Source organism: Pseudomonas sp. TWR1-1-3 (assembly GCF_049896805.1).
Taxonomy (GTDB): Bacteria; Pseudomonadota; Gammaproteobacteria; order Pseudomonadales; family Pseudomonadaceae; genus Aquipseudomonas; species Aquipseudomonas bubulae.
This window is the reverse complement of the sequence record NZ_JAFCUZ010000001.1, coordinates 227,497-247,733: the sequence shown is the minus strand read 5'-3', so window position 1 is coordinate 247,733 and position 20,237 is coordinate 227,497. Positions and strand designations below refer to the sequence as shown.

The 20,237-nt window shown below is 58.6% G+C and carries 17 protein-coding genes; 2 read left to right on the top strand and 15 right to left on the bottom strand.

The window, feature by feature from the left end:
• Positions 1 to 39 precede the first annotated feature (39 nt).
• Positions 40 to 627: a LysE family translocator gene (locus ACP7BE_RS01150; RefSeq protein ID WP_426104341.1), complete on the top strand. Its 588-nt coding sequence runs from the start codon at positions 40 to 42 to the stop codon at positions 625 to 627.
• Here ACP7BE_RS01150 and ACP7BE_RS01145 read toward each other — a convergent pair.
• The 10 genes from ACP7BE_RS01145 to bcsQ all read right to left on the bottom strand — a co-directional run bounded on the left by ACP7BE_RS01145 (position 624) and on the right by bcsQ (position 16,297).
• Entirely contained in the window at positions 624 to 1,454 is an 831-nt protein-coding gene (locus ACP7BE_RS01145; protein WP_426104339.1) for an AraC family transcriptional regulator, read from the bottom strand. The two genes, ACP7BE_RS01150 and ACP7BE_RS01145, sit on opposite strands and share 4 nt — an antisense overlap.
• Positions 1,455 to 1,663: 209 nt before the next feature.
• Positions 1,664 to 2,800 carry an alginate O-acetyltransferase AlgX-related protein gene (locus ACP7BE_RS01140; RefSeq protein WP_426104337.1) on the bottom strand — a complete coding sequence of 379 codons (1,137 nt, stop codon included), beginning with the start codon at positions 2,798 to 2,800 and terminating at the stop codon, positions 1,664 to 1,666.
• Between the two features lie 11 nt (positions 2,801 to 2,811).
• Positions 2,812 to 4,227 (bottom strand): MBOAT family O-acyltransferase, encoded by a 1,416-nt coding sequence (locus ACP7BE_RS01135; RefSeq protein ID WP_095039172.1) that lies wholly within the window; start codon positions 4,225 to 4,227, stop codon positions 2,812 to 2,814.
• Positions 4,228 to 4,245: 18 nt separating this feature from the next.
• Entirely contained in the window at positions 4,246 to 4,908 is a 663-nt protein-coding gene (locus ACP7BE_RS01130; protein WP_095018813.1) for an alginate O-acetyltransferase AlgF, read from the bottom strand.
• Positions 4,905 to 5,573, bottom strand: a complete 669-nt coding sequence (locus ACP7BE_RS01125; RefSeq protein ID WP_095018812.1) for an SGNH/GDSL hydrolase family protein — start codon at positions 5,571 to 5,573, stop codon at positions 4,905 to 4,907. Before ACP7BE_RS01125 ends, ACP7BE_RS01130 begins: the two co-directional genes overlap by 4 nt.
• Positions 5,574 to 5,590: 17 nt before the next feature.
• A complete protein-coding gene (locus ACP7BE_RS01120; protein ID WP_095031851.1) occupies positions 5,591 to 9,511 on the bottom strand; it encodes a cellulose biosynthesis protein BcsC in 3,921 nt (1,306 codons plus the stop codon).
• Complete coding sequence (gene bcsZ, locus ACP7BE_RS01115; protein WP_095018810.1) at positions 9,487 to 10,725, bottom strand: cellulose synthase complex periplasmic endoglucanase BcsZ; 1,239 nt, start codon at positions 10,723 to 10,725, stop codon at positions 9,487 to 9,489. Before bcsZ ends, ACP7BE_RS01120 begins: the two co-directional genes overlap by 25 nt.
• Positions 10,726 to 10,731: 6 nt before the next feature.
• Complete coding sequence (gene bcsB / locus ACP7BE_RS01110; protein WP_095018809.1) at positions 10,732 to 12,999, bottom strand: cellulose biosynthesis cyclic di-GMP-binding regulatory protein BcsB; 2,268 nt, start codon at positions 12,997 to 12,999, stop codon at positions 10,732 to 10,734.
• On the bottom strand, positions 12,999 to 15,221 hold the full coding sequence (gene bcsA / locus ACP7BE_RS01105) for a UDP-forming cellulose synthase catalytic subunit (RefSeq protein WP_426104333.1): 2,223 nt from the start codon (positions 15,219 to 15,221) through the stop codon (positions 12,999 to 13,001). Before bcsA ends, bcsB begins: the two co-directional genes overlap by 1 nt.
• Positions 15,218 to 16,297: a cellulose biosynthesis protein BcsQ gene (gene bcsQ, locus ACP7BE_RS01100; protein ID WP_169917185.1), complete on the bottom strand. Its 1,080-nt coding sequence runs from the start codon at positions 16,295 to 16,297 to the stop codon at positions 15,218 to 15,220. Before bcsQ ends, bcsA begins: the two co-directional genes overlap by 4 nt.
• Positions 16,298 to 16,846: 549 nt before the next feature.
• On the opposite strand from bcsQ, the gene ACP7BE_RS01095 reads away from it, so the two are divergent.
• Entirely contained in the window at positions 16,847 to 17,053 is a 207-nt protein-coding gene (locus tag ACP7BE_RS01095; protein WP_095002319.1) for a hypothetical protein, read from the top strand.
• 72 nt (positions 17,054 to 17,125) lie between these two features.
• On the opposite strand, the gene ACP7BE_RS01090 is transcribed toward ACP7BE_RS01095, so the two are convergent.
• The 5 genes from ACP7BE_RS01090 to ACP7BE_RS01070 all read right to left on the bottom strand — a co-directional run bounded on the left by ACP7BE_RS01090 (position 17,126) and on the right by ACP7BE_RS01070 (position 20,185).
• Complete coding sequence (locus tag ACP7BE_RS01090) at positions 17,126 to 17,794, bottom strand: DUF3313 domain-containing protein (RefSeq protein WP_095002318.1); 669 nt, start codon at positions 17,792 to 17,794, stop codon at positions 17,126 to 17,128.
• A 245-nt stretch (positions 17,795 to 18,039) separates the two neighbouring features.
• Entirely contained in the window at positions 18,040 to 18,267 is a 228-nt protein-coding gene (locus ACP7BE_RS01085) for a hypothetical protein (protein WP_095002317.1), read from the bottom strand.
• A 430-nt stretch (positions 18,268 to 18,697) separates the two neighbouring features.
• Positions 18,698 to 19,213: an AAA family ATPase gene (locus ACP7BE_RS01080; RefSeq protein WP_426104330.1), complete on the bottom strand. Its 516-nt coding sequence runs from the start codon at positions 19,211 to 19,213 to the stop codon at positions 18,698 to 18,700.
• A 255-nt stretch (positions 19,214 to 19,468) separates the two neighbouring features.
• Positions 19,469 to 19,843, bottom strand: a complete 375-nt coding sequence (locus ACP7BE_RS01075; protein WP_095002315.1) for a tautomerase family protein — start codon at positions 19,841 to 19,843, stop codon at positions 19,469 to 19,471.
• Positions 19,844 to 19,849: 6 nt separating this feature from the next.
• Positions 19,850 to 20,185 (bottom strand): carboxymuconolactone decarboxylase family protein, encoded by a 336-nt coding sequence (locus ACP7BE_RS01070; RefSeq protein WP_426104328.1) that lies wholly within the window; start codon positions 20,183 to 20,185, stop codon positions 19,850 to 19,852.
• Positions 20,186 to 20,237: the final 52 nt, after the last annotated feature.

Genomic DNA, 20,237 nt, shown 5'->3' with positions numbered 1-20,237 from the left:
TAATCTCAGGGCTCAACCTTGGAGCGGAGAACAATAACGATGAGCGTGCTGATTTCAATGGCGGCGTTCGCCCTGGCAGCTTCCATCTCACCGGGGCCGGTGAATGTGGTGGCCCTGAGTTCGGGTATGCAGTTCGGCCTGGGGCCCAGTCTGCGCCATGTGCTGGGGGCCACCGTCGGTTTTGTGGTGTTGCTGCTGTTTACCGGTTTTGGCCTGCATGAAGTGCTCAAGCAGTGGCCGATCCTCACCGACCTGATCCGCTGGGCCGGAATGGCATTTTTGTTGTACCTGGCCTGGAAACTGGCGATGGATAACGGCAGCATCGAGTTTGGCGGGGACGCCCGGCAGCCATCGTTTTTTACCGGCGCCGCCATGCAATGGCTCAACCCCAAAGCCTGGCTGGCGGCGGTTGCAGGTATGGGCGCGTTTGTTTCGGGGGGCGAAGCCACGCTGATCTGGGCATTTGCACTGATCTACTTTGTAGTCTGCTACCTGTCAGTGGCCTGCTGGGCCTACACCGGCGCCTTTCTGAGCCGTTACCTGCACAGCACCCGGCGCATCCGCCTGTTCAATCGCGGCATGGCGGCCATGCTGGTGGGCTGCGCGGTGTCCTTGCTGTGGTTTTAGCCCTTGTACTGCCCGGGCGTGGCCGCGAGGTGTTTTTTGAACACCCGCTGGAAATGCGCCTGATCGGCAAAACCGGTTTGCTGGGCGATATCGGCGATCAACGCCCCTTCGCGCAGTTGCGCCTGGGCATGTTGAATGCGCCGATTGATCAGATAGGCGTGGGGCGTCATATGGTAACGCAGCTCGAAGGCACGGATCAGGTAAGCCTCCGACAGGCTGGCGGCGGCACAGATATCCTGCAGGCGAATGGTGTGCAAGAAATGCTCGTCGATAAATTTGGCGGCGCGCTCCACCCGTGCATTGGCGCTCTTGCGAAGCACCAGCGGGCCGCCCAGTTCCTGCTGCATCGCTGAAAAGAACTTGACCGCCGACTCGTGCTTGGCCAGCCCCTCGAGGTGCGGGTCGACCAGCTGCGCATACAGGGCGGTCAGGCCATTGAACAACCCCGGCGAGCGGGTGTGGGTGGCCGCCAGGGGCTGGAACACCCCGCTGGCCTGATCGTCAAACGCCTGTTGAATGCCTGCCAGCCACTGCGCATCGACATACAGCATCACGTAGGACCATGGCTGGTCGTCCAGCGGATTACAGGCGTGGACATCTCCCGGGTTCATCAACACCACCGTGCCGACGCTGATACCGTGACTGGTTTTCTCATGCAGGTAAGTGCAGCAGCCGGAGGTGATGGCGCCGATGGAGAAAATCTCGTGGGAGTGTCGGGCATAGCAGACCTTACGGCCATCGGCGATGGAGCGCGCTTCGATAAAGGGCAACTGCGCGTCCCGCCAGAACCGGGGTGTAGCGCAGTGTGTTGACGGGCTTGCGGGCATGGTAGCGTGACCGTGATGGGCAGGTGTCTGATCACCAGACTAGCACCTTGGCTGACCGTCCGTAGCAACTGCCGCAGGAACGAGGCTGCGTTCGGTTGCGAAGCGACCGTAAACCCTGCGAGTCGGGTTTACCTGGCACACCGCAGTGCCTGATTTTGCGGCGACTGCGTCGCCGGACGCAGCCTCGTTCCTGCGGCAGCTGCTACGGGTTACAGTTTTATTGGCTTGCTGTAAGACGTCTGCAAATCACGCTCGGGGATTTCCCAGATCACCAGTTTGGGCGGTGTCTGTTTGAAGGCAGGATTGCTGAAGTAGCCATTGGCACCACCGGAGAACTCGCCACCGTCCTTGGAAAAGTCACCTATCGGTGCGCCAAGGGCCTGTTGCAGAAACTCGGCAAAGTTGGAGTTGCGCGAGAACGATGTGCCGATCAAGGCAACGTTGGGCAGGTTGTCATCGCCAAACAGATCATCCAGGTTGTCAGCATCGCTTTGGGATAAATCGGCTTTCTCACTGAACCAGCTGGCCGCCACCGATTCTACTGCGGGTTGCAACCCCACTGGCAACCATTCAAGACCGGCCAGTCGCACCAGATCTCCCGGGCGACGCGACAGGTCTTGCAGCACAGTTTCATAATCCTTGTGCGGCGTGGCGCTGATCCCCATTGCCTGTACCTGCACGGCAATGGCCATGGCTGCCGCCGAGGCCCCGGCTTCACTCCAGTGGGTATCAGTGCGCAGATAGGCATCGCTGCCCACAGACTGAAGAACTGGCGCGAGATCCACAGCGCTCACCCCTGCCTTGTTCAATCCCTCAACCCAGGCTTCGGCGCGATGTTGCAACTGCACCGGGCGGCGTAAATCACAGAGTTGCGCACTGGCAATCCGGCTCTTGTCCGGCACCACGGCCACCAGCAGTTCAATACCCCGTCTGGCCAGTTGCTGCTGGATATCGCGCACCGCTGCAGCCTTGGTTTGAGCATTAACCTGAGCATGACGGTTGATACGCATTTCGTCGGTCAAAAACAGCCAGCCCGCACAGCCCGGACGCACCCGCGCGCCGGTGTCGTGGAACAGCAACCAGCTGGCGCCACGCTCCAGATCGGCCGCCTTTTGTGCAAGGCCGGACTCGGACAACTGCTTGGCAATTCTGTGGGTCACCTCGCCATGCAGCACCGCATCACGGCTCAGGTCGGGGGCAAGCATCTGTATTTTGCCGCTGGCAAACAACCACAGGGACGAGGCAAAGCTCGCCGCCAGAAACAGCACAAACACTGCACCGCCAAATCTGCTCACACGGGCAGTGAATTCAGTGGCTACAGCCGGTTTGGGCGATGACGAGGACATGGGCGCGACCATCAGAACTGGAAGTACAGAAAGGGCACCGCTTCACGGCTCGCTATCAAGGCGAACGACAGCAGAAAACCCGCGACTGGCCACAGCGCCGCCATCGGCGCAAACCAGAATTGCGCACCAAAACGCTCTTCATACCGGCGCTTGAACAACGGCGCGATGATGCACGCCACCCCCAGCAATGCCGCCAGGCCGTGCGCCGAGCGCAGGGTCACGGACAGCGCGTCGCCCAGGGCAAACTCGTGCAAACCCAACTGAGCGGCGTACATATTCAGGGCCGAAGCAAAATCCTGAGCGCGGAACAAGGTCCAGGCCATAAACACAAACAGCAGCGTCAATGTATGTGACAACCATGACGGAATGCGCGGCAGGCTGGAACGCGACCACAACCGGTCCACACATAGCGCAATGCCGTGGGCCGCGCCCCATAGCAGGTAGTTCCAGCTGTCACCGCCATGCCACAGCCCCGCAATGGCCATGGTCAGGAACAGGTTGCGATAGGTTTTCCAGGCACCGTTGCGGTTGCCGCCCAGGGCGATATAAAGATAGTCCCGCAGCCAGCTGGACAACGACATGTGCCAGCGCCGCCAGAAGTCCTGAATGCTGCTGGCCAGATACGGCTGGTTGAAGTTTTCCGGGAAATGAAAACCCAGCATCAGGCCCAGGCCAATGGCCATGGCGCTATAGCCTGCAAAGTCGAAAAACAATTGCAGCGAGTAGGCCAGGCAGCCGATCCAGGCGTCGACAAAAGAGGGGTTGTCGAGGTGAAACGCAACATCCACCAGCGGCGACAGGGTGTCGGCAACCAGCACTTTCATGCACATGCCGATCATGAAACGGCGCGCACCCAGGGAGAAATTCTGCCAGTCGAAATAACGTTGGGTGAGTTCGCGACGCACCCAGTCATAACGAATGATCGGCCCCGCAATCGAGTGGCCGAACATCGAGATATAGGTGGCGTAATTGATAAAGCTGCGCTCCACCGGCACGGTGTGGCGATGTACATCCACCAGATAGGAAATCGCCTGCAGCACGATAAACGACAGCCCGGCGGGCAGCGCCACCCGCTGCCATTCCAGCGGCATCGCCCCCGGATACGTGATCCAGTCAATCCAGGTCGCGGCCAGGATATTGGCGTACTTGTACCAGCACAGCACCGCCGTGTTGAACACGATCAGCGCGATCAACAGCCGCACCCTGCCCCGGGAGTCCTCACGACTGCGATCGATGAGCAACCCGCCAAGCCATGCCACGACCGTCAATGCCACATGCAACGCGAGGAACATCGGGTTCAACCAGCCATAGAACAGCCAGCTGCCGATCAACAGAATCACGTTGCGCCACTGCGGCTTGCCCAGGGCGTAGACCAGCATAAAGGCCGGTAAAAACAGCGTCAGGAACTCGAGTGAGGCGAAGACCATGGTGGCAGCAGAATCCGATCAGTGGGACAGCGTGTCCGTGGTACTCAACAAACGCGGCCCGCTGGCAGATGGCAGCAGCAGCACGCTGTAGCGTTCGCCAGCCTTGAGTGCGCCCAGGTCCAGCGGCGCACCGGTGTTGGCGTTGGCACATACCAGTTGCACTGACAGGTTTACCGGGTTGATTGAACGTCGCTGCAGACTGGCGAACGGTACCGCCTTGAACAGATCGCCCGTGCGCCCGGCAGGACGCAGACTGGCATCGCTGCAGGACTTGTCGACATTGACAAACGCCAGCGAAGCCTTGAGGCCGTTGAAGTCATCCGGTGTTTCGCGCACCGCGACTTGTTCGATCCCGTCGCCTTGCGGCACCACCACAATGGTCGCGAACTCACCGGGCTCGACCTTGAGGTCCAGGGCCAACTGGTGCGCACCACTGGCCAGCGAGCCCTTGACGGCCTTGCCCGAATCCACCGGGAACAACAATGAAGCAGGCGCTGCCGTTTCAAGGCGCAACGGTGGTTGCCCGGGCTGGCCCATTACGTCCAGAGGGGCAGCGGTGGCGTTGACGAAGCGGATAAAGGCGGCGTCCTGATCGGGGCCAGTGGGGTACAGCGCAACGTCGGCAGCCAGCGCATGCGCGCTGCAAAACAACACTGCCGCGCTCAATACAGCTCGGATCACTTGTTTGCACCCTTGGCACTGACCGCTTCAGGGGGCAGCTTGCCCAATGCATCACCGATGGCGTTGGCCCAGGATTTGTAACCCGCCACAGTAAAATGCTGGCCGTCAGTGGTCACCCACTGCCCCGGCTTGGAAAACTCCAGCGAATCGATGTAAGTACAAGGTGCAACATTGGTCGCCAGGAACGCAGATATCAGCTTGGTGCGGGCATCGTTCTTCTTGTACATGCCACCTTCCTTGCCCCACGCCGGGCCTACCCAGGCGCACTTGGCGCCATTGGCGGTAATTTCCTTGGCCAGGGCAGACACGTTTTGCCACGCCCACGCCTTGGGAAACACCGGCTTGTCGTAAGAGGCCATAGTGTCTGCAATCACCAGCACCACCAGATCCGGTTTATCCGCTGCAAGCAACTCCTTGATCGGCGTAGTGGTCGCGTCACGCCCCCTGATCACAATTTTACCGTTACCCTTTTCTTCGGCTCCACAATCGACTTTTTTGGTAATCAACCAATCGCCGGCACTGGCACCGCACGCGCCAATCGAGTGCACATTTGCGCCCTGCTGGGTCAGGTTGGCGTGCAGCGGCTCCATCAAACAGTTAGGCAGGCTCATGTGGCTTTCCCCTAGAACAAGAAGGGTCATACCGGCAAGAACGGAAGAAGGCATTTAAAGTCTCCAGGACATCAATTGGAATAAGGCGAACTGTATGGGCTTACCGGCAGCTCCATAGGGCCATTCATATTTTCAAACATATAGCGCAGGTACATCGCCCCGGTGATTTGCTGGTAGTCCTGAGCATTATCCAGACCCAAATTGGCCCCCAGGAAAACGCTCGACCCGAACTTGTACTCACCGGCAGCGGCCAGGCTATAACCGACGCCAGTCTTGCTCTCGCCGGAGTAGCGCTGGTCGTTGGCGGCCTGCATGTCCTTGTCACCGGGGAAGTAGTCGGCACCGGCCTGATGGGTGTACTGAACGCCCACCGAGCCCTTGACCTGGTAGCTGAAGCGATCGGTGCGCTGCGACCAGGCCACCGGCACGCCCAGGGCAAAGTAGCTTTGCGGGCTGAAGTAGCCGCCGTGGCCATAAGTAAAGAAGTTCTGGTTGTTCTCAAAACTCATGCCGGTAGCGCTCAGACCCAGGGTCAGCTTGCTGTCCTCGGTGTTTTGCAAATACCAATACACTCCACCGCCCAGTTCGGCACGGCTGTTGGATTCGACGTTATGACCCAGCAGCTTGTGCCAGGCGCCGTAGCCATAGGCACCGACAGCCTGGTTGTCATAGCTCAGCTGACCACGGCCGCCGTTAGCCGTTACGCCACCCCACGTCTGCCCGGTGCGCTCATCAGTGGTACCGGCGAATGACGTTACGCTGTCGATCACCGGGCGGCGTGAAACATTGACGCCATAACGCACATTGGAGTTGCTGGCGAGCGGGCGATCGACACTCACGCCACCGGCCACGGTGCTGTATTGAAAGCCGATCGGCGTGGTACCGAGGTCGGCCTTGATGCCTTCATCCGGGCGAGCGTAGCCAACGCTCACACCGACACCACTCTCACGCTGGGCGCCAATCCCCTCGGTTGACTCTTTGCCACTACCAAAGCGTTCGGCGGCATAAACACCCACCCTACCCGCATTCAGGGACACCGGTGTCACACGTACGGCGATACGGTTGTCACCCGCCGGAAAGTTAATTTCCAGCGGTGTTTCGATATCGGTCATTTTGCCAAGGCCAGGCTCACTGTCGTTGTTGCGAATAGTGACGCCCTGGGTCACGTAGGCACTGCGCTCCTGGAGGATACTGTCCAGCGCACGCTGGGCCGAACTGGCTTGGTCCACCGCCACATTGACCGTGCCTTGGGGTAAAAATGGATTAGCCCCGGCACCAGCATTACGTCCCACCGGCAAGGTGCCATTGCCTGTCCTGGAAGGCAGGGGTTGCCCCGGGTAGACATCGCTGGCCAACAGCGCATTGTCGTCTGCCATATAAGCGCTCGAATCGAGCGTGGTTTGGGCGGGCGCGGGAATCGCATCGATGGCCCCACGCCCCATCTGATTGGCTGGGCCCGACAAGCCGGCGAACGGGTTCGGCGCAACGCCAGATACGCCGGCCTGAGCCGTAAGGTTGCGTTTTTTCTCGGTTTGCTCGATGTCCACGGCCTTGCGCAACAGGTGCGCAGCCTGAGCGCTCTTGCCCATGCTGCGGTAGATTCGTGCCGCTTCGGTCAAAGACTGCGGGTCGTAGTTTTGCAGTTTCACAAACTGCTCCAGCGCACGCTCGGCGTAGCCGTTATCTCGGGCCAGAACCGCAGCGTCCGCGGCATTGAGGAGGATTTGCGGATCGTTGGGCTGACGTTGCAGCAAAGGCTTGTACAGCTCAAACGCCTTGGCGTTATTGCCGCTGCTGACGTACATCCGCGCCAGCGCCGAAGTCGCACCGGCGTCCCCAGGCCGCGATGCCAGCGCCGGTGCCAGAGTGTCATAAGCGCCCGCCAGGTCACCGCCTTCACGCAGCAGATCGGCCTGACGAATGCGGTACTGATACAGCAGGTCGTCGAAACGTTTGCGTGTGGCAACGCTCATTCGCTGGTTTTGCAGGCCGCGCAGGATCGAGTTGACCTGGGCATCATTACCCGTCTTGAGCAGCAGATTGGCGTACTGCAACATCAAGTCGGCGGAAGGTGTCGGTGTCTGGTTGATCACATCGCGCATCATGGTCAACGCTCGCGTGGAGTCTCCTGTGTCCACATAAGCCGAGGCCAGCGTTGCCATACGATCCGGACTGCGGCTCGCCATCGGTTGCAACCGGTCGAGCAGTGCCAGGGCTTCCTGACGCTGGCCACGCTTGGCCATGGTGGCAGCGAGCTTGACCTGCACCGTCAGCGTGATCTGATCCGCCAAATCGTTCATATCTGCGGTGCGACGACCCACTGGAATCCGGCTTATGGCAGCCTGGGCAGCGTCCCACTGCTCCATTTCCACTGAGAGCAGAGCACTGGTATAGAGGGCGTCAACATCTGTCGGATGGGCTTTGAGGTAGCTGTCGATCAGAACGCGGGCTTTTTGCGGCTCACCGGTTTTCAGGTAAAGGCGGGCGAGATCAAAACGGGTCCAGACGTTGTCCGGGTCATCTTTGACCGCTTGCACCAAAGCTTGTTGTGCGCCCCGGGTATCGCCACGCTGCTCGGCCAATGCCGCAGCCTGCGTGGAGCGCAGCGCACGCAGTCGACCGCCACCGCCCATTTCGGCCTGCTGGGCCGGGGTCAGGGTATCTAGCAGGCGCAAGGCCTCATCGGCCTGCCCCGCTTGCGACAGAACATTGACCAGCCCTTGTACGGCCTGAGCATTGTCCTTCTGCACACTCAGCACCTGACGGTAACTGGCTTGAGCCTCATCGAGCTGACCGTTCTGAGCCTGAATATCCGCGAGGGCCAAACGTGCCTCGATGCCCCTGGGGTTCACTCGCATTGCCTGGGCAATGCTTTCCCGGGCCTTGGCGGGCTGGCTCTTGGCCTGGTTGCGCGCCTGTTGCAGCAAAGCCCAGTAGCGCACGTTATCCAGCGCCGGCTTCCAGCGCGAGCCACCGTTGCCGATAGCGCGGTTCAAAAGTTGCTCAGCTTCGCTCAGACGGTCCTGTTGCTGACGCACCACACCTAGCCCACCCAAAGCATCAGGATCATTCGCCTTGTTTTTCAAGCGTGCGGCAAAGGCTTGCTCGGCACCCGCCTGATCACCTTTATCCAACGCCTTGAGCCCACGCTCGACCAGCGGATCAGGTTGCCAGGCCGGTACACGGTCTGCAGTGCTGGCTTTCAATTTACCTTTGTTCAGCAGGTCACGAATTTCCTGATCATCTGGATGAGCCTTTAAAAAGGCTTCGAACAACGGCACCTGGGCAGCACTCGGCGGACCGGACCAGACCAGCGCCAGACGCCAGCTTTCATCAGCGTCACCGCCGATGTCGGGCCGGGTCGATAGCTTGGCCAGATTACGGATACCTTCAGGGCGACTGTCTTCGTAACGAATCAGTTGCTTGGCCAGAAACAGCGCCAGAGTCGAGTCGTTGGGCGTCTCGCGCAGCAAGCGCTCCATGCCTTTTCGCGCTTCTGGCCAACCTGCAGGATTGAACGCCAGGTTGTTGTAATACTCACGTCCCACCGTGCCTGACGGTGTGCGACCGGCAAACAGTTTGGCAAACACCTGAGTCGCCTCATCTCGCTGATCGCTATCGACCAGACGTCGGGCCTCATCCAGCAGTGCTTTGTTCTGCGTCTCAGTCAGGGCAATATCCTGTTCCAGCTGCGCCGCCAGCCACGGTCGGGGCGACAGGGCCTGCAAACGCGCCAGGTATTGCCTGGCTTGCTCGGGCTTGTTCTGTTTGAGGCTGGCAAAGCCCATACCATAAAGGGCATCCACTTGATTGGGGTCCAGACGCAAGACTTTTTCCCAGGCCTCGGCCGCCCGTTGTGCATTGGCGCGGCCTTGCCAGTACTGACCCTGTTCGACCAGCCGCGCTTGCACGTCGCTGGTATCGGCGTGGACGGCTGTGCCGATGACTGCGGTTAGAATCCCGATGGCTAGTGCGTGGCGGTGCGGACGCATGACGTCTCCCAAGACAGTTTGAGTGTTCCGTCATCACGAAACTGAAAGCGGTTTTCTGCCCAGCCGAGTGCGAACAGGCTAAGCATGACGTTGTAATACAAAGGCTCGGTACGTTCGCCATCGGCCTGCCCCAGCGCCTTCGTGAGGGCTAGCTCGGTTCGACGCTGCTGGGCTTGGGCAAGCCAGGGCTGGCCTTTGGCCTGGAAGTAAGGAATCAGCGCGGCGGAGAAGCCGAACGGCCCCTGCCCCTCTAGCGTACCGCTCCTGACCTGGACCTTTTCCGGTGGAATGCCGGTGGAAGCCGTGCTGTTCGCCATGCCCTCCAGTCGCGCCAGCAACGGTGCTGCCAGCACATCGGATTTGGGCGTCATGCCTGCCCACAGGTAAACGCGAATCGCGTCGTAACTGCCCAGTTCGCCATTAACCGGATCGACCACGAACAGACCGCTGTTCGGCCCGGTGGCACGATAGCCGATCCAGTCGGCAACATAGCCCTTGGGGCTGGAAGCCTTGACCATTTTCACGGTGTTTTCGGCAATTTCTTTCCACGGCCCGGCCGGTGCCTGCATGGCCAGCCGCCGCAGCAACGGCAGCGGCAGATAGCTGGGATTCAAGCGCCACAGATGATCTGGCTGCACAAAGCCTTGAGGCCCGGGCAACACCATTTTGCCCAGACCGGGCAAGCTCACGACCAGTTGGCTCTGGATGTTTTCAAGCAGATGCAAGGCTGCCTCGCGGTAGTCCGGGCGCTGCCACAGACGTGCCGCTTCGAGCAACGAATAGGCAATCCACAAGTCCGAATCGGACGCTGAATTGGCGTCCTGCAATTGCCACGTCCCGTCCTTGCCCTGCCCCCACAACCAGCCTGGCAAACGCGTGCTCACGTCGGCGCCAGCCATATTGGCCAGGGTCCATTGCCATAACCTGTCAAAGCGCGCCTGATCATTGCCGATCAACGCAAATAACATCCCGTAGGACTGACCTTCGGAAGAGCTTTGGTTGAGCTGTGGGCTGGACTCCAGCATACGGCCGTCAGCCTGTACAAAGCGCGAAGCGTAGGCTTGCCACAGCGGCCAGTCGGCTTTTTGGCACCTGGTGTCCTTGGCCATCGCGGGGGTCAGGGCGATACCTGCCAGAGCGCCTGCCAACCACAGCAGCGCACGATGCAGGCGCCGCGGTGAGGAATTAAAACGTTTGATCGCGAAGAACCCCATGAGCCGTCAATTACCTAGTCGTTTGTTGGCGCGTGCGCGCAGTGCCAGATAAGCCAGACCACTGAGCAAAATCACCCCCAGACCGGTCAGCAGCAGGGACAGGACCACATGGCGCGACATCAACCATTGCAGGTACTTGATAGGCCCCAGGCTGCCAACGTAGTACTGCTCGTCCGCCACCAGAGGCTCGATGTTTTTACCGCGTACCACCACCAGACTGCCCTGGATCGAATGGGTGTAATCCTCACCTCCGATCAGTGCATTTGTGGCATCGGCCAGACCTTGCGGTTGACCACTGGCAATAACCACAACACTGCGCCCTTTTTTAAGCGGCGATTCGAAACCGGTCAGGTAAGTGCTACGCGCGCCACCGGAAAACGCCATCGCCAACCGCGTCTTGCGAATATTGGCTTCAGGATCGGGGCTAAACCAGTCACGTAGCCGCATCGGCAAGTCAGATAAATGAAAGCTCTGCTGGCCTTCGCCATCGTTAGCGGGCAGGCGATCGGCCCAATGTGTCAGCAAAGGCTGATTGGCACCGGACGCCAGCACCAGCAAGTCCTTGTCCGCAGCGCCCGCCACCTGATCCGCCTGAATCACCTGTACGCCAGTAGCCGGGTAGCCGGTGGACTGGCCAAATCGGCCGAGCAGTGTGAGGTAGGCATTCAAATCAGCAACCCCGGCATCATCCGGCAACACCACGGCGGTTTGCGACAGGTCAGCCATACGGGTAAACGGAAAGCCGGAATCCTTGAACACGCCCAGGTTGGGCATGGCGATAAAGTGGTCGTAGCCGCTCAAATCAAGGGTCGACTCGGGATCAATCGCACCGCGCATATTGTCAATGATGATGTCGTTACATTGGCCCTGCTTGATGTAATCGAACATATAGCGCAACTGCAGGCGGGACTGCAGGGCCACCGAGTTCAGGGGCAGCAACACATTGGTTTCGCGGTCAAGGCTGTCGTCTGACTTCAGTGTTCTGAGCACACTGCTGTCGAGCCTGTCCCGGGACAGCAGGTTCTGCGACTGAATCAGCGCGTCATTAAAACTGATAATGAACGACGAATTGTAGGACTTCTCTTGCGGCGTATAGCGGTATTTAAGATTCAGCGGCGCGCCTTCGTTACGCCAGGTAAACAAATCCGGCGGAAAATTCAACGGCACGGTGATGTCACCCGGGTTGTAGCCGGACACCGCCAGTTGCTTGGCCTGCATCAACTCACCAATCTTTACCGGGCGATCACTGGGCAACCAGTTCGGCGCGTCATAGGGCTTGCGGGGCTGCACCACCTGCAATCGATCGATCACCACGCTGCTGCCCGACAAGGCCTGGCTGCCCAGTACCAAAGCAGTTGCGGCACTCTTGAGTTCGGCACCGTCGCGACCGCTGACCACCAGCAGCTTGGCATTGACGTCATTCGGATTGGTCATCAAGGTCAGGGTCGGGCCCTTCGCTGGCGGTAGACTAATACTGCCAATCTGCAGCGCATCCGGACCACTGATCAAAACCACCGCACTGCCGCTGGCGGGAATCTGGTTGTAACTCGAGGAAAACCGTGCACCCCGAAAACTGGCTTGGGCGCCAAACCACGACGACAGTGCACCGGCTGCTTCGAGCGTGGCGTTGTCAGGCGCAGAGACGAACACAAACGGCAAATCCAGGGCCCGGGTATCGCGACGATCGAAAAATGGCAACGGCAAGATGGACAGATCATTGGGTAAACCCAAGGGCGATACATCAATGCTCAAGCTGGTGGCGTTGCTGATCTTGGCCCACAGGCTGGTGTGCTGCGGATCTTCGCAACTCATGGTGTAGTGCCCGATAAACTGCAAACTCAGACGGTTGAACTCGGTAATCAGGTGCGCCGGTATGTCGACGACATGCTGTTGCAGTTGCCCGGCTTTGTCCTTGGGCAACGGCAGGCTTGCCGCCACTTCATCGTTGATGATGACGTTGATTTGCGACAGCTCTTCCAGCAATGCCGGCGAGTAGGTGTACTGCAAGTTCAACTTGGCACCCGTCACAATCGAGTCGGCCCGCACATCGAAACTGACACTGTCGCTCGATTCCACACCCCGCAGGTTCATCGGATAATTGCGGCCCAACTGTTTGAGGGTCACGGTGTAATTATTGCTACCGGTTGCAGCAACGGCTGGAGCGCTCTCGGCGCAGGCAGCGCCGCTGTTCAAAGCCAGCAAGGCACACGCAATGCGTGCCAGGGCACGACGCGGATCGCGCAAATTGGCGAAGACTGAAGACGTTGAATTCATCACTTATCCTGGATGTTTTCTAGCTTTGATGGGGCGACGCGGCGACGGCGCAGCAAGCTGCGCACTTCCATGAGCGAGGCTTTGAAGAGTTCTTGGATACCGCGAAAACCAATTCGGCTGACTCCGCGCAGGGCCACCAGCGGGGTATCAACCTGCCCGCTACCCCAGGTCGATGCCCAAGTGTCGGCACGGGAAAAGGTGAGACGTACCAGATCACTTTGCTGGCGCAGAGTCAGGGCTTCAAATTGAACGCCGAGCAATTCACCGCGACTGAATACAATCACAGCCGGGAACAGGCTCAAGTGCTGGCTGCGCAACAGCGAAATCTGCACCTGCTCGCCTTGAGGTACGCTGACGCCCTGTGGCAAACGCAAGCCCATGCCTTTTTGCGAAAAGTCCTGGGTAACACCGTCTATCACACTGCCATCGGCACGGACCAGGCGCACCGGCAATGTGGCAGCAACCCGCGGTTCGGCACGAACCTGCCGGGTTTCACTGGCCACCGCTACGGCGGCACTGGTGATGATCACGTTGTAGAGCGTCCACAACAGGTTGATCAACAGCGTGGTCGTGGCGCCCTCCTCACCCATTGCCAGCCGCGCGATCCCGTACGCCATCCCTGCCATGTTAAGGGTCAGCAGCACGATATATGGACGGGCGAGCTTCCAGTCGAAGTACTTCTCGTCAATGATCCCGCCCTTGTCGGTCACGTTGAAACCACCGAACTTGGGGTTGACCAGCGCCACCAGCACCGGGGCCATGATGTACCAGGCCAGTACCGTCTCGTAGACCTCGTTCCAGAACGAATGCCGGTATTGCCCCTGAATGCTGGAGTTGGTGAGGCTGGCATGAAAAATATGCGGCAATGCATAGGCGGCAATCATCAAGCCCGAGGCATGAAAGATTTGCGCATCAAAAAACAGAAAAGCCAGCGGCGCCGTCAAAAACACCAAGCGCGGCAAACCATAGAAGAAATGCAGCATTGCGTTGAGGTAGCACAGGCGCTGGCCCAGGTTCAGGCCCTTGCCGAACAGCGGATTGTCGGTGCGAAAAATCTGCGCCATACCCCGCGCCCAGCGAATACGCTGGCTAATGTGGCGTGAAAGGCTTTCCGTGGCCAGACCCGCTGCCTGCGGTATCGCCAGATAAGCAGTGTTGTAGCCGGCGCGGTTGAGCTTGAGCGCGGTATGGGCATCTTCGGTCACAGTTTCGACCGCCACCCCGCCGACTTCCATCAGCGGCTTGCGACGGATCACTGCGCAAGAGCCACAGAAAAACGTGGCGTTCCACAGGTCGTTGCCGTCCTGCACCAGACCATAAAACAACTCGCCTTCGTTGGGCACCGAACGGAAGGTGTCGAGATTTTTTTCGAATGGGTCGGGCGAAAAGAAAAAGTGCGGCGTTTGCAACATCGCCAGCTTGGGGTCTTTGAGGAACCAGCCAATGCTCACTTGCAAGAAAGAGCGGGTCGGCACGTGGTCGGCATCGAAAAATGCTACGAACTCGCCACTGGTGACCTGCAGTGCTTCGTTGAGGTTACCGGCCTTGGCATGACGATTGTTGTCACGGGTGATGTAGTTGACGTTGATCTGCTCGCAGAACTCGCGAAAGTCTTCGCGGCGACCGTCATCGAGCACATGCACGCGCAGCTTGTCCTGTGGCCAGTCAATTGCCTGAGCGGCAAAGATGGTCAGCTTCACGATATCGAGCGTCTCGTTGTATGACGGGATAAACACGTCAACCACTGGCCATTCGCTTGGCGGGCCCTTGAGCAATACCGGCTGGCGCCGCAGCGGCCAGGCCGTTTGCAGGTAGCCGAACACCAGCACCACCAGGGCATAGATTTCGGCCAGCACCAGGCCATAACCGAACGCCATGTCGACCCAGTCGTCGAACCCCATGGTTTCGGTCAAGCGCCAGTATATATAGCGCAACGAGGCCGTGAGTGACAGGCCGATCATGATCAGGATGGTCAGGCGCCCGGGTATCCTGCGCAGCACCAATGCTGCAACAAAGCAGCCGATGGCAAAGATGCACTGCGCATAGAATTCGAACGGTACGGTAATGATCAGCAGGCCCAAAAGCCCGCAAAACACTGCGGTACCGGCAAGCAGCGCACGGCGTGCCGCAGCCGGCCACTGATCAAGATGATCTGACAGCGACTGGGCCCAACGCTGAAACCGGCTTTGCGCAACCTGGGGGGGGCTGTTTGACTGACTCATGAAGCTGAGTTCTCGGTTACACGGGCGTTCTGCAAAGCAGCCTTAAGGTGTTCGCCAAGCAGTAAAACCCCTTCACCACCTACAGACCGGACGGGCACCGTCAACGGGTTGCGGCCGTAAGCCAAGGCCTCGCCAAAACCGTGATCCTGCTCTACTACCCCCGTCAACTGCGCACCCAGACGGCGCTTGAGCACTTCGAGCATGTCGCGGGAAAACTCGCGCCCGGGCTCAAATTGATTGACCACATAGCTGCGCGCAACGTTGGCTCCCAGCAGACGGTCCATATGCTCCAGGGCAATAAAGCTGGCCGCGTCGGCAGCAGTGACCACCAGCACCTGATCGGCCACATCCAGCGCCTGCTGCAGGTACGCCGAGCGGCCGCTGGGCGTATCGACAATCACCAGGTCATGTGTGCCAAGGTCCATGCGTTCCAGTTGCCGTGCCAGCCAGTGGCGGTCCTGGCTTATTTCGCGCTCCAGGGCACAGCGCTGGTCATCGCTCAACACGCCGTAGGGCAGCACTTGTACATCGTTGAATCCCTGCTGCAGATTGCTGCTCCAGCAGGCGCTGCCGATGCCGGTCACGCCGGATTCAACGCCGAGGTGATGGTGCAGGGCATTTTGCGGATCAAGGTCGATGGCCAGGGTCTTGCCACCCTCCAGACGCAGGCTGCTTGCCAGGCTGGCGGCCAGCGTGGTCTTGCCAACGCCGCCCTTGGCCGAGACCAGCACCACGACACGAGCCTTGCACTGCGGCGTGCGCAATTGTGCCTGCAGGGCCTCGGTTTCGGCCTGACGAGCAAGCGCTACTTCAGCGAGCAAATTACGCAGCGGGATGGCAACGTCGGCAGTGCTCATCAGCGGTGCCGGATCTTCGGCTTTCGCCAATGCCACGCAGACTGGCGCAACCGGTGGCAGAGCAGCAAGTACCGGGGCCGTGACTTCTTCAGGCTCAGAGGCTTTAACTTGAGCTGGCGGCGTATTGGGGTATTCGAACTGACTGTCGAACTCGTGATAACTGTCCGAAGTGGCGCCGAACCTGCTGAACAAGTTCGATATGTCGTCTGTACGACTCATAAGTAGGTTCCTTCCGGACTGAGTATTCACGACGCATGGCCAGCAACAGGGCGTCAAAATAAGCCATCACAATGATATCGTCAATAAATTGAACAAATTTGGATTAATATCGTAATTGCAAGCACAAATAATCAGGCTATTCGCCATTTTATTGACGAGTACGACTATTTTTATTTGGCGCTGCTCGCGTCGCTCTCAACCAATCAACCCAACCCTTTGTAATGACGAGGCTTATACGCGAAGGCCGGAAAGACCGGAAAATGCGCAGGAAATGCACATCAATTAGACGAGTGATCCATTGGCGGACCGACAGACAGCAATTACCGCGCCATTATGAACAAAGTTGAACGTTACGCAGCGACAAACGGTGCACCGCTGGTCACCCTGATCGGTTCCTCAGATTCATGCCGGTAGTTTCGGGCACAACCATGTCTACCGGGCTGTTTACAGGCCCTTTTCGATGCGCGCCATCAATCCTGCCCTAAACTTTAGTTATTACCGGTTACCGGTAATAACAGGTTTCAAACCCGCAACGATAAGGAGAGCATCATGTCTGAGCACTTCAAAAACCTCCGGGGCGATACCCCCTTTGGTGCTGCCAGCCCGGAAGGCAAACGTGAACTGGCCGTCGCGGCTGCTTTGACCTTGATCCAGTCCAAGGTGCTGAATTCAGCCAGCTCCGGTCAGTTACAGACAGAGATGAATAACCTGAGCAAGTACGCCGATCAGATTCAGGCGGCACTTGAAGTCGTGTGAAGGAGCCAGACAAATCGCAGACAAAAAAAAGCCCGCCTTTCGGCGAGCCCCGGACCAACCCTTGACCGGCTCTCAATGGCGGCTGGACAAGTATTCGCGGCGCATATCAAGCGCCCAGCCATCGAGCACCAGCTTGAAATCATCCAGCGTCATGACCTGAGAATCATTTTCCAGCGCCAGCCCTGTCCCCTTGCGCACCACTTGCGCGACCACCTGCTGGTCAGCGGCATCGATCACGGCGATCTCGGTGCTGATTTCACTGTCCTGATCACGCATCCCGACCGCCGTGCTGACCCCAGCGGCGAGCAGGGTCACGGGCAAATACTCATAAAACCGCAGGCCCTGGGTACTAGCCGAGAGCGAGACTATGGCCGGCCTGACAATCAGCGTGCCAGGGCCCGGGGCCGCGACAACCGTCATGACCTTGCCCAGTTCGCGCTTGAGCGCAGCATCGTAATAACCGGTTACGGCCGACAGCGTGGACTGTGGCCCCCGCCCGGTCGGTAGCACCCACGGGTAAAACTGGCTTGGCTCGATATAGACGCCGGTGTAATGGCTGATATCCAGATCAGGGCTTACCCAGGACAGTACGGCCTGCCCGGAAGGCAACTGCTTTTGCGCCAACTGGCTGTAATCGGACAGATAGCCCGAAAACTCTTCGGGCGGGATGGTCTTGCTGGCACAGGCCGCAAGCAAAATGGACAAGGCAGCCAGCAGCGGCAGCGAAAGACTGGTTCGCATGGAGCAGGAATTCCCGGGACGATGTTTTACAGGAGGGTTCTCATCAGCCCCGGGTGCCAGAACGAGCGCGGCGGGACTAATTGCGCACAGCTTGCCTGAACGCAATTGCTGGCAGATGTCCGGTTTGTTTCCGCGAAGCAGGGATATTGCAGAGGTGAAACAAATGGCGGGAATTGATTGAGCCAGCAGTTAATAACCTGAAGCGCAGCGTGGATGACACGCTGCGCAGTTGAAGCACCAGAGGATCAGTCGTCCCTGTCATCACGATCGCGATTGCGGTCATAACGGCGATCATTGTCGCGACGATCGTAGCCGCGGTCATAACCCCGATCATCATGCCCGCGATCGTATCCACGGCCCGAGTCGTAACCTCGATCGTGACCATGCCGCCCCCCGTCGTACCAGACAGGCGCGCAGCCGCCCAGCAGAAAAGCGCCTGAGACGGCCAGGATCAATAGGGTTGTGCGCTTCATTTGAGCGTCCTGAAAGAAAAGGTCATAAATATGACAATAAAAACGACCAATGATTCCTCGACACCCGCGGCTGCTCCCGCCCTCGCAAAGACTGCGTACTGGGGCACACGCCCTACCTGACCCACCCACTTACGCCTGCCTGGTGTTGGTTAATTGGGGAGCAGAATGACAACCGACGGTCAATAAATCTGCAAAAAGCAGTGCAAGTTGACCTGATCAAGCTTCAATTACAGGTATAGAACCGCACCGAACAACCAGCGCCAACGACAGCCTGTCGCTAACTGCCCGATCCCTCACGGGAGGTCGCATCGGAGTGTGATCCGGGGCTGCCGGCCAGCGCACAAGCGCAGCTGACAAGCATCAGGCAGATCGCACTCCGATGCGGACAGATAACCGGCTCCAGGAGAACCGGGGGGCGCATTGAACGCCTTCAGAGCAGACGCGCCCTGGATAAAAGCGTTTCAGTGATCAGCGCCACAGCCTGCGCCTTTGAAGTCAAGGCCGTGTCGATGCTGAATGGATCAGTGCCCCACGCCTCATATTCATGATCGAGAACAGACTGCCAGGTTGGGGGCGTCAGCCCGGGAATATCGACCTCCCTGGTTTCCACCCGACGCTGGTGCTCGCGCCTGTCAGAACAGATCACCTGAATGTTGACCAAGGGCACATCAGCGCGCTGAGCAATATCACTCCATGCCTGTCGGCTTTCATCGACCGGGTTTACACAGTCGACTATAACCGTGTGGCCAAAACGAAGATTGCTCAGAGCAAGCTCATTGGCGACCATGTAACCGCTCTTGCCCACCTCTTTTGCAAGAACGCCGGCGTTTCGAATCGCCTGTTCGATGGTATCGACCCTTAGGTAGACGGCACCCGTTCTGCCGGCAAGCTCGCTTGCGATAGTCGTTTTTCCGGTGCCTGGAAGGCCGCTGAAGACGATAAGCATTTTATGTCCTTGAATGGGTCTGGTGACTGCCCGTTATACGCAGAAACCGGGCCACTTCAGTCATTACGCAGCAACCAATGGGTTCTTGCACAGAGCAGGCTCGCTCGGTGGCGGAGCGATAGAAGCAGGTAGCTAAAGAACATTGTTAAAAGCCGTACAGACTCGTATTTACTACCACTCAATCATGCAAGTTCTGGCCTCTGGTACACGTAGATAATTTGGGCCTACCTGTTTTCTTTATCAAGAGCGCGGGAGCTAGTTACCCCGACCGCCAGCAAACGACCAATCCTCACTGCCTGTGGTGGTAATTACCACCATGACATCTTCCTCGCTGAGCCCAGTAGCCTCGTTAAGTTTCTCGACCAGAGTGCGGTAGAAATGCTGTTTCGTTTCGACGCTTCGTGAACGGCCAGCGGTGATAGCAATCAACACAAAATCATGACTGCGCGGCCCGCCCAGGTACTCGGGATTGAAAATCAGCTCACCGACATCATGCTGATGGATGACCTGGAAGCGATCTGCGCCAGGCACCTCAAAACTCTCGACCAGAGCGTCATGCACCCCTTGGGATAGCGCCTGCAGATACGCAGCGGACTTTCCGCGATGCAGTGAAATACGTGCAAATGGCATAAATAGTTACCCTTGGCTGGGAGCACGACTGGCTTGCACATCGCTGAGCTGCTTCAGGCCAGAAGCAGCCGTCGGCCAGCCTGAATAGAACGCCAGATGGGTCATGACTTCCTCCAATTCATCATCACTCAAACCGTTGTCCAGCGCTCGACTCAAATGGAATGACAGTTGCTCCAGCCGGTACAGCGCCACTAGGGCAGCCACCGTCACCAGGCTGCGCTCGCGAGGTGTCAATTGCGTTCGCTTCCACATATCACCAAACAGGGTTTGGTCAGTTAAATCGGCAAACTTTTGCGGGAATCTGCCCACGTGCTCTCGCCCGCTATCCTTTAATGTATTCACGACCTTAATCCCCGAATTACCTTGTCAATCGGACAAAACTATCAAGTCGCGG

Bases quoted from the DNA above. Each gene is read 5' to 3' on its own strand.
- ACP7BE_RS01150 (WP_426104341.1), top strand. From the start codon at position 40: ATGAGCGTGCTGATTTCAATGGCGGCGTTCGCCCTGGCAGCTTCCATC.
- ACP7BE_RS01145 (WP_426104339.1), bottom strand. From the start codon at position 1,454: ATGCCCGCAAGCCCGTCAACACACTGCGCTACACCCCGGTTCTGGCGG.
- ACP7BE_RS01140 (WP_426104337.1), bottom strand. From the start codon at position 2,800: ATGTCCTCGTCATCGCCCAAACCGGCTGTAGCCACTGAATTCACTGCC.
- ACP7BE_RS01135 (WP_095039172.1), bottom strand. From the start codon at position 4,227: ATGGTCTTCGCCTCACTCGAGTTCCTGACGCTGTTTTTACCGGCCTTT.
- ACP7BE_RS01125 (WP_095018812.1), bottom strand. From the start codon at position 5,573: ATGCCTTCTTCCGTTCTTGCCGGTATGACCCTTCTTGTTCTAGGGGAA.
- ACP7BE_RS01120 (WP_095031851.1), bottom strand. From the start codon at position 9,511: ATGCGTCCGCACCGCCACGCACTAGCCATCGGGATTCTAACCGCAGTC.
- bcsZ (WP_095018810.1), bottom strand. From the start codon at position 10,725: ATGGGGTTCTTCGCGATCAAACGTTTTAATTCCTCACCGCGGCGCCTG.
- bcsB (WP_095018809.1), bottom strand. From the start codon at position 12,999: ATGAATTCAACGTCTTCAGTCTTCGCCAATTTGCGCGATCCGCGTCGT.
- bcsA (WP_426104333.1), bottom strand. From the start codon at position 15,221: ATGAGTCAGTCAAACAGCCCCCCCCAGGTTGCGCAAAGCCGGTTTCAG.
- bcsQ (WP_169917185.1), bottom strand. From the start codon at position 16,297: ATGAGTCGTACAGACGACATATCGAACTTGTTCAGCAGGTTCGGCGCC.
- ACP7BE_RS01095 (WP_095002319.1), top strand. From the start codon at position 16,847: ATGTCTGAGCACTTCAAAAACCTCCGGGGCGATACCCCCTTTGGTGCT.
- ACP7BE_RS01090 (WP_095002318.1), bottom strand. From the start codon at position 17,794: ATGCGAACCAGTCTTTCGCTGCCGCTGCTGGCTGCCTTGTCCATTTTG.
- ACP7BE_RS01085 (WP_095002317.1), bottom strand. From the start codon at position 18,267: ATGAAGCGCACAACCCTATTGATCCTGGCCGTCTCAGGCGCTTTTCTG.
- ACP7BE_RS01080 (WP_426104330.1), bottom strand. From the start codon at position 19,213: ATGCTTATCGTCTTCAGCGGCCTTCCAGGCACCGGAAAAACGACTATC.
- ACP7BE_RS01075 (WP_095002315.1), bottom strand. From the start codon at position 19,843: ATGCCATTTGCACGTATTTCACTGCATCGCGGAAAGTCCGCTGCGTAT.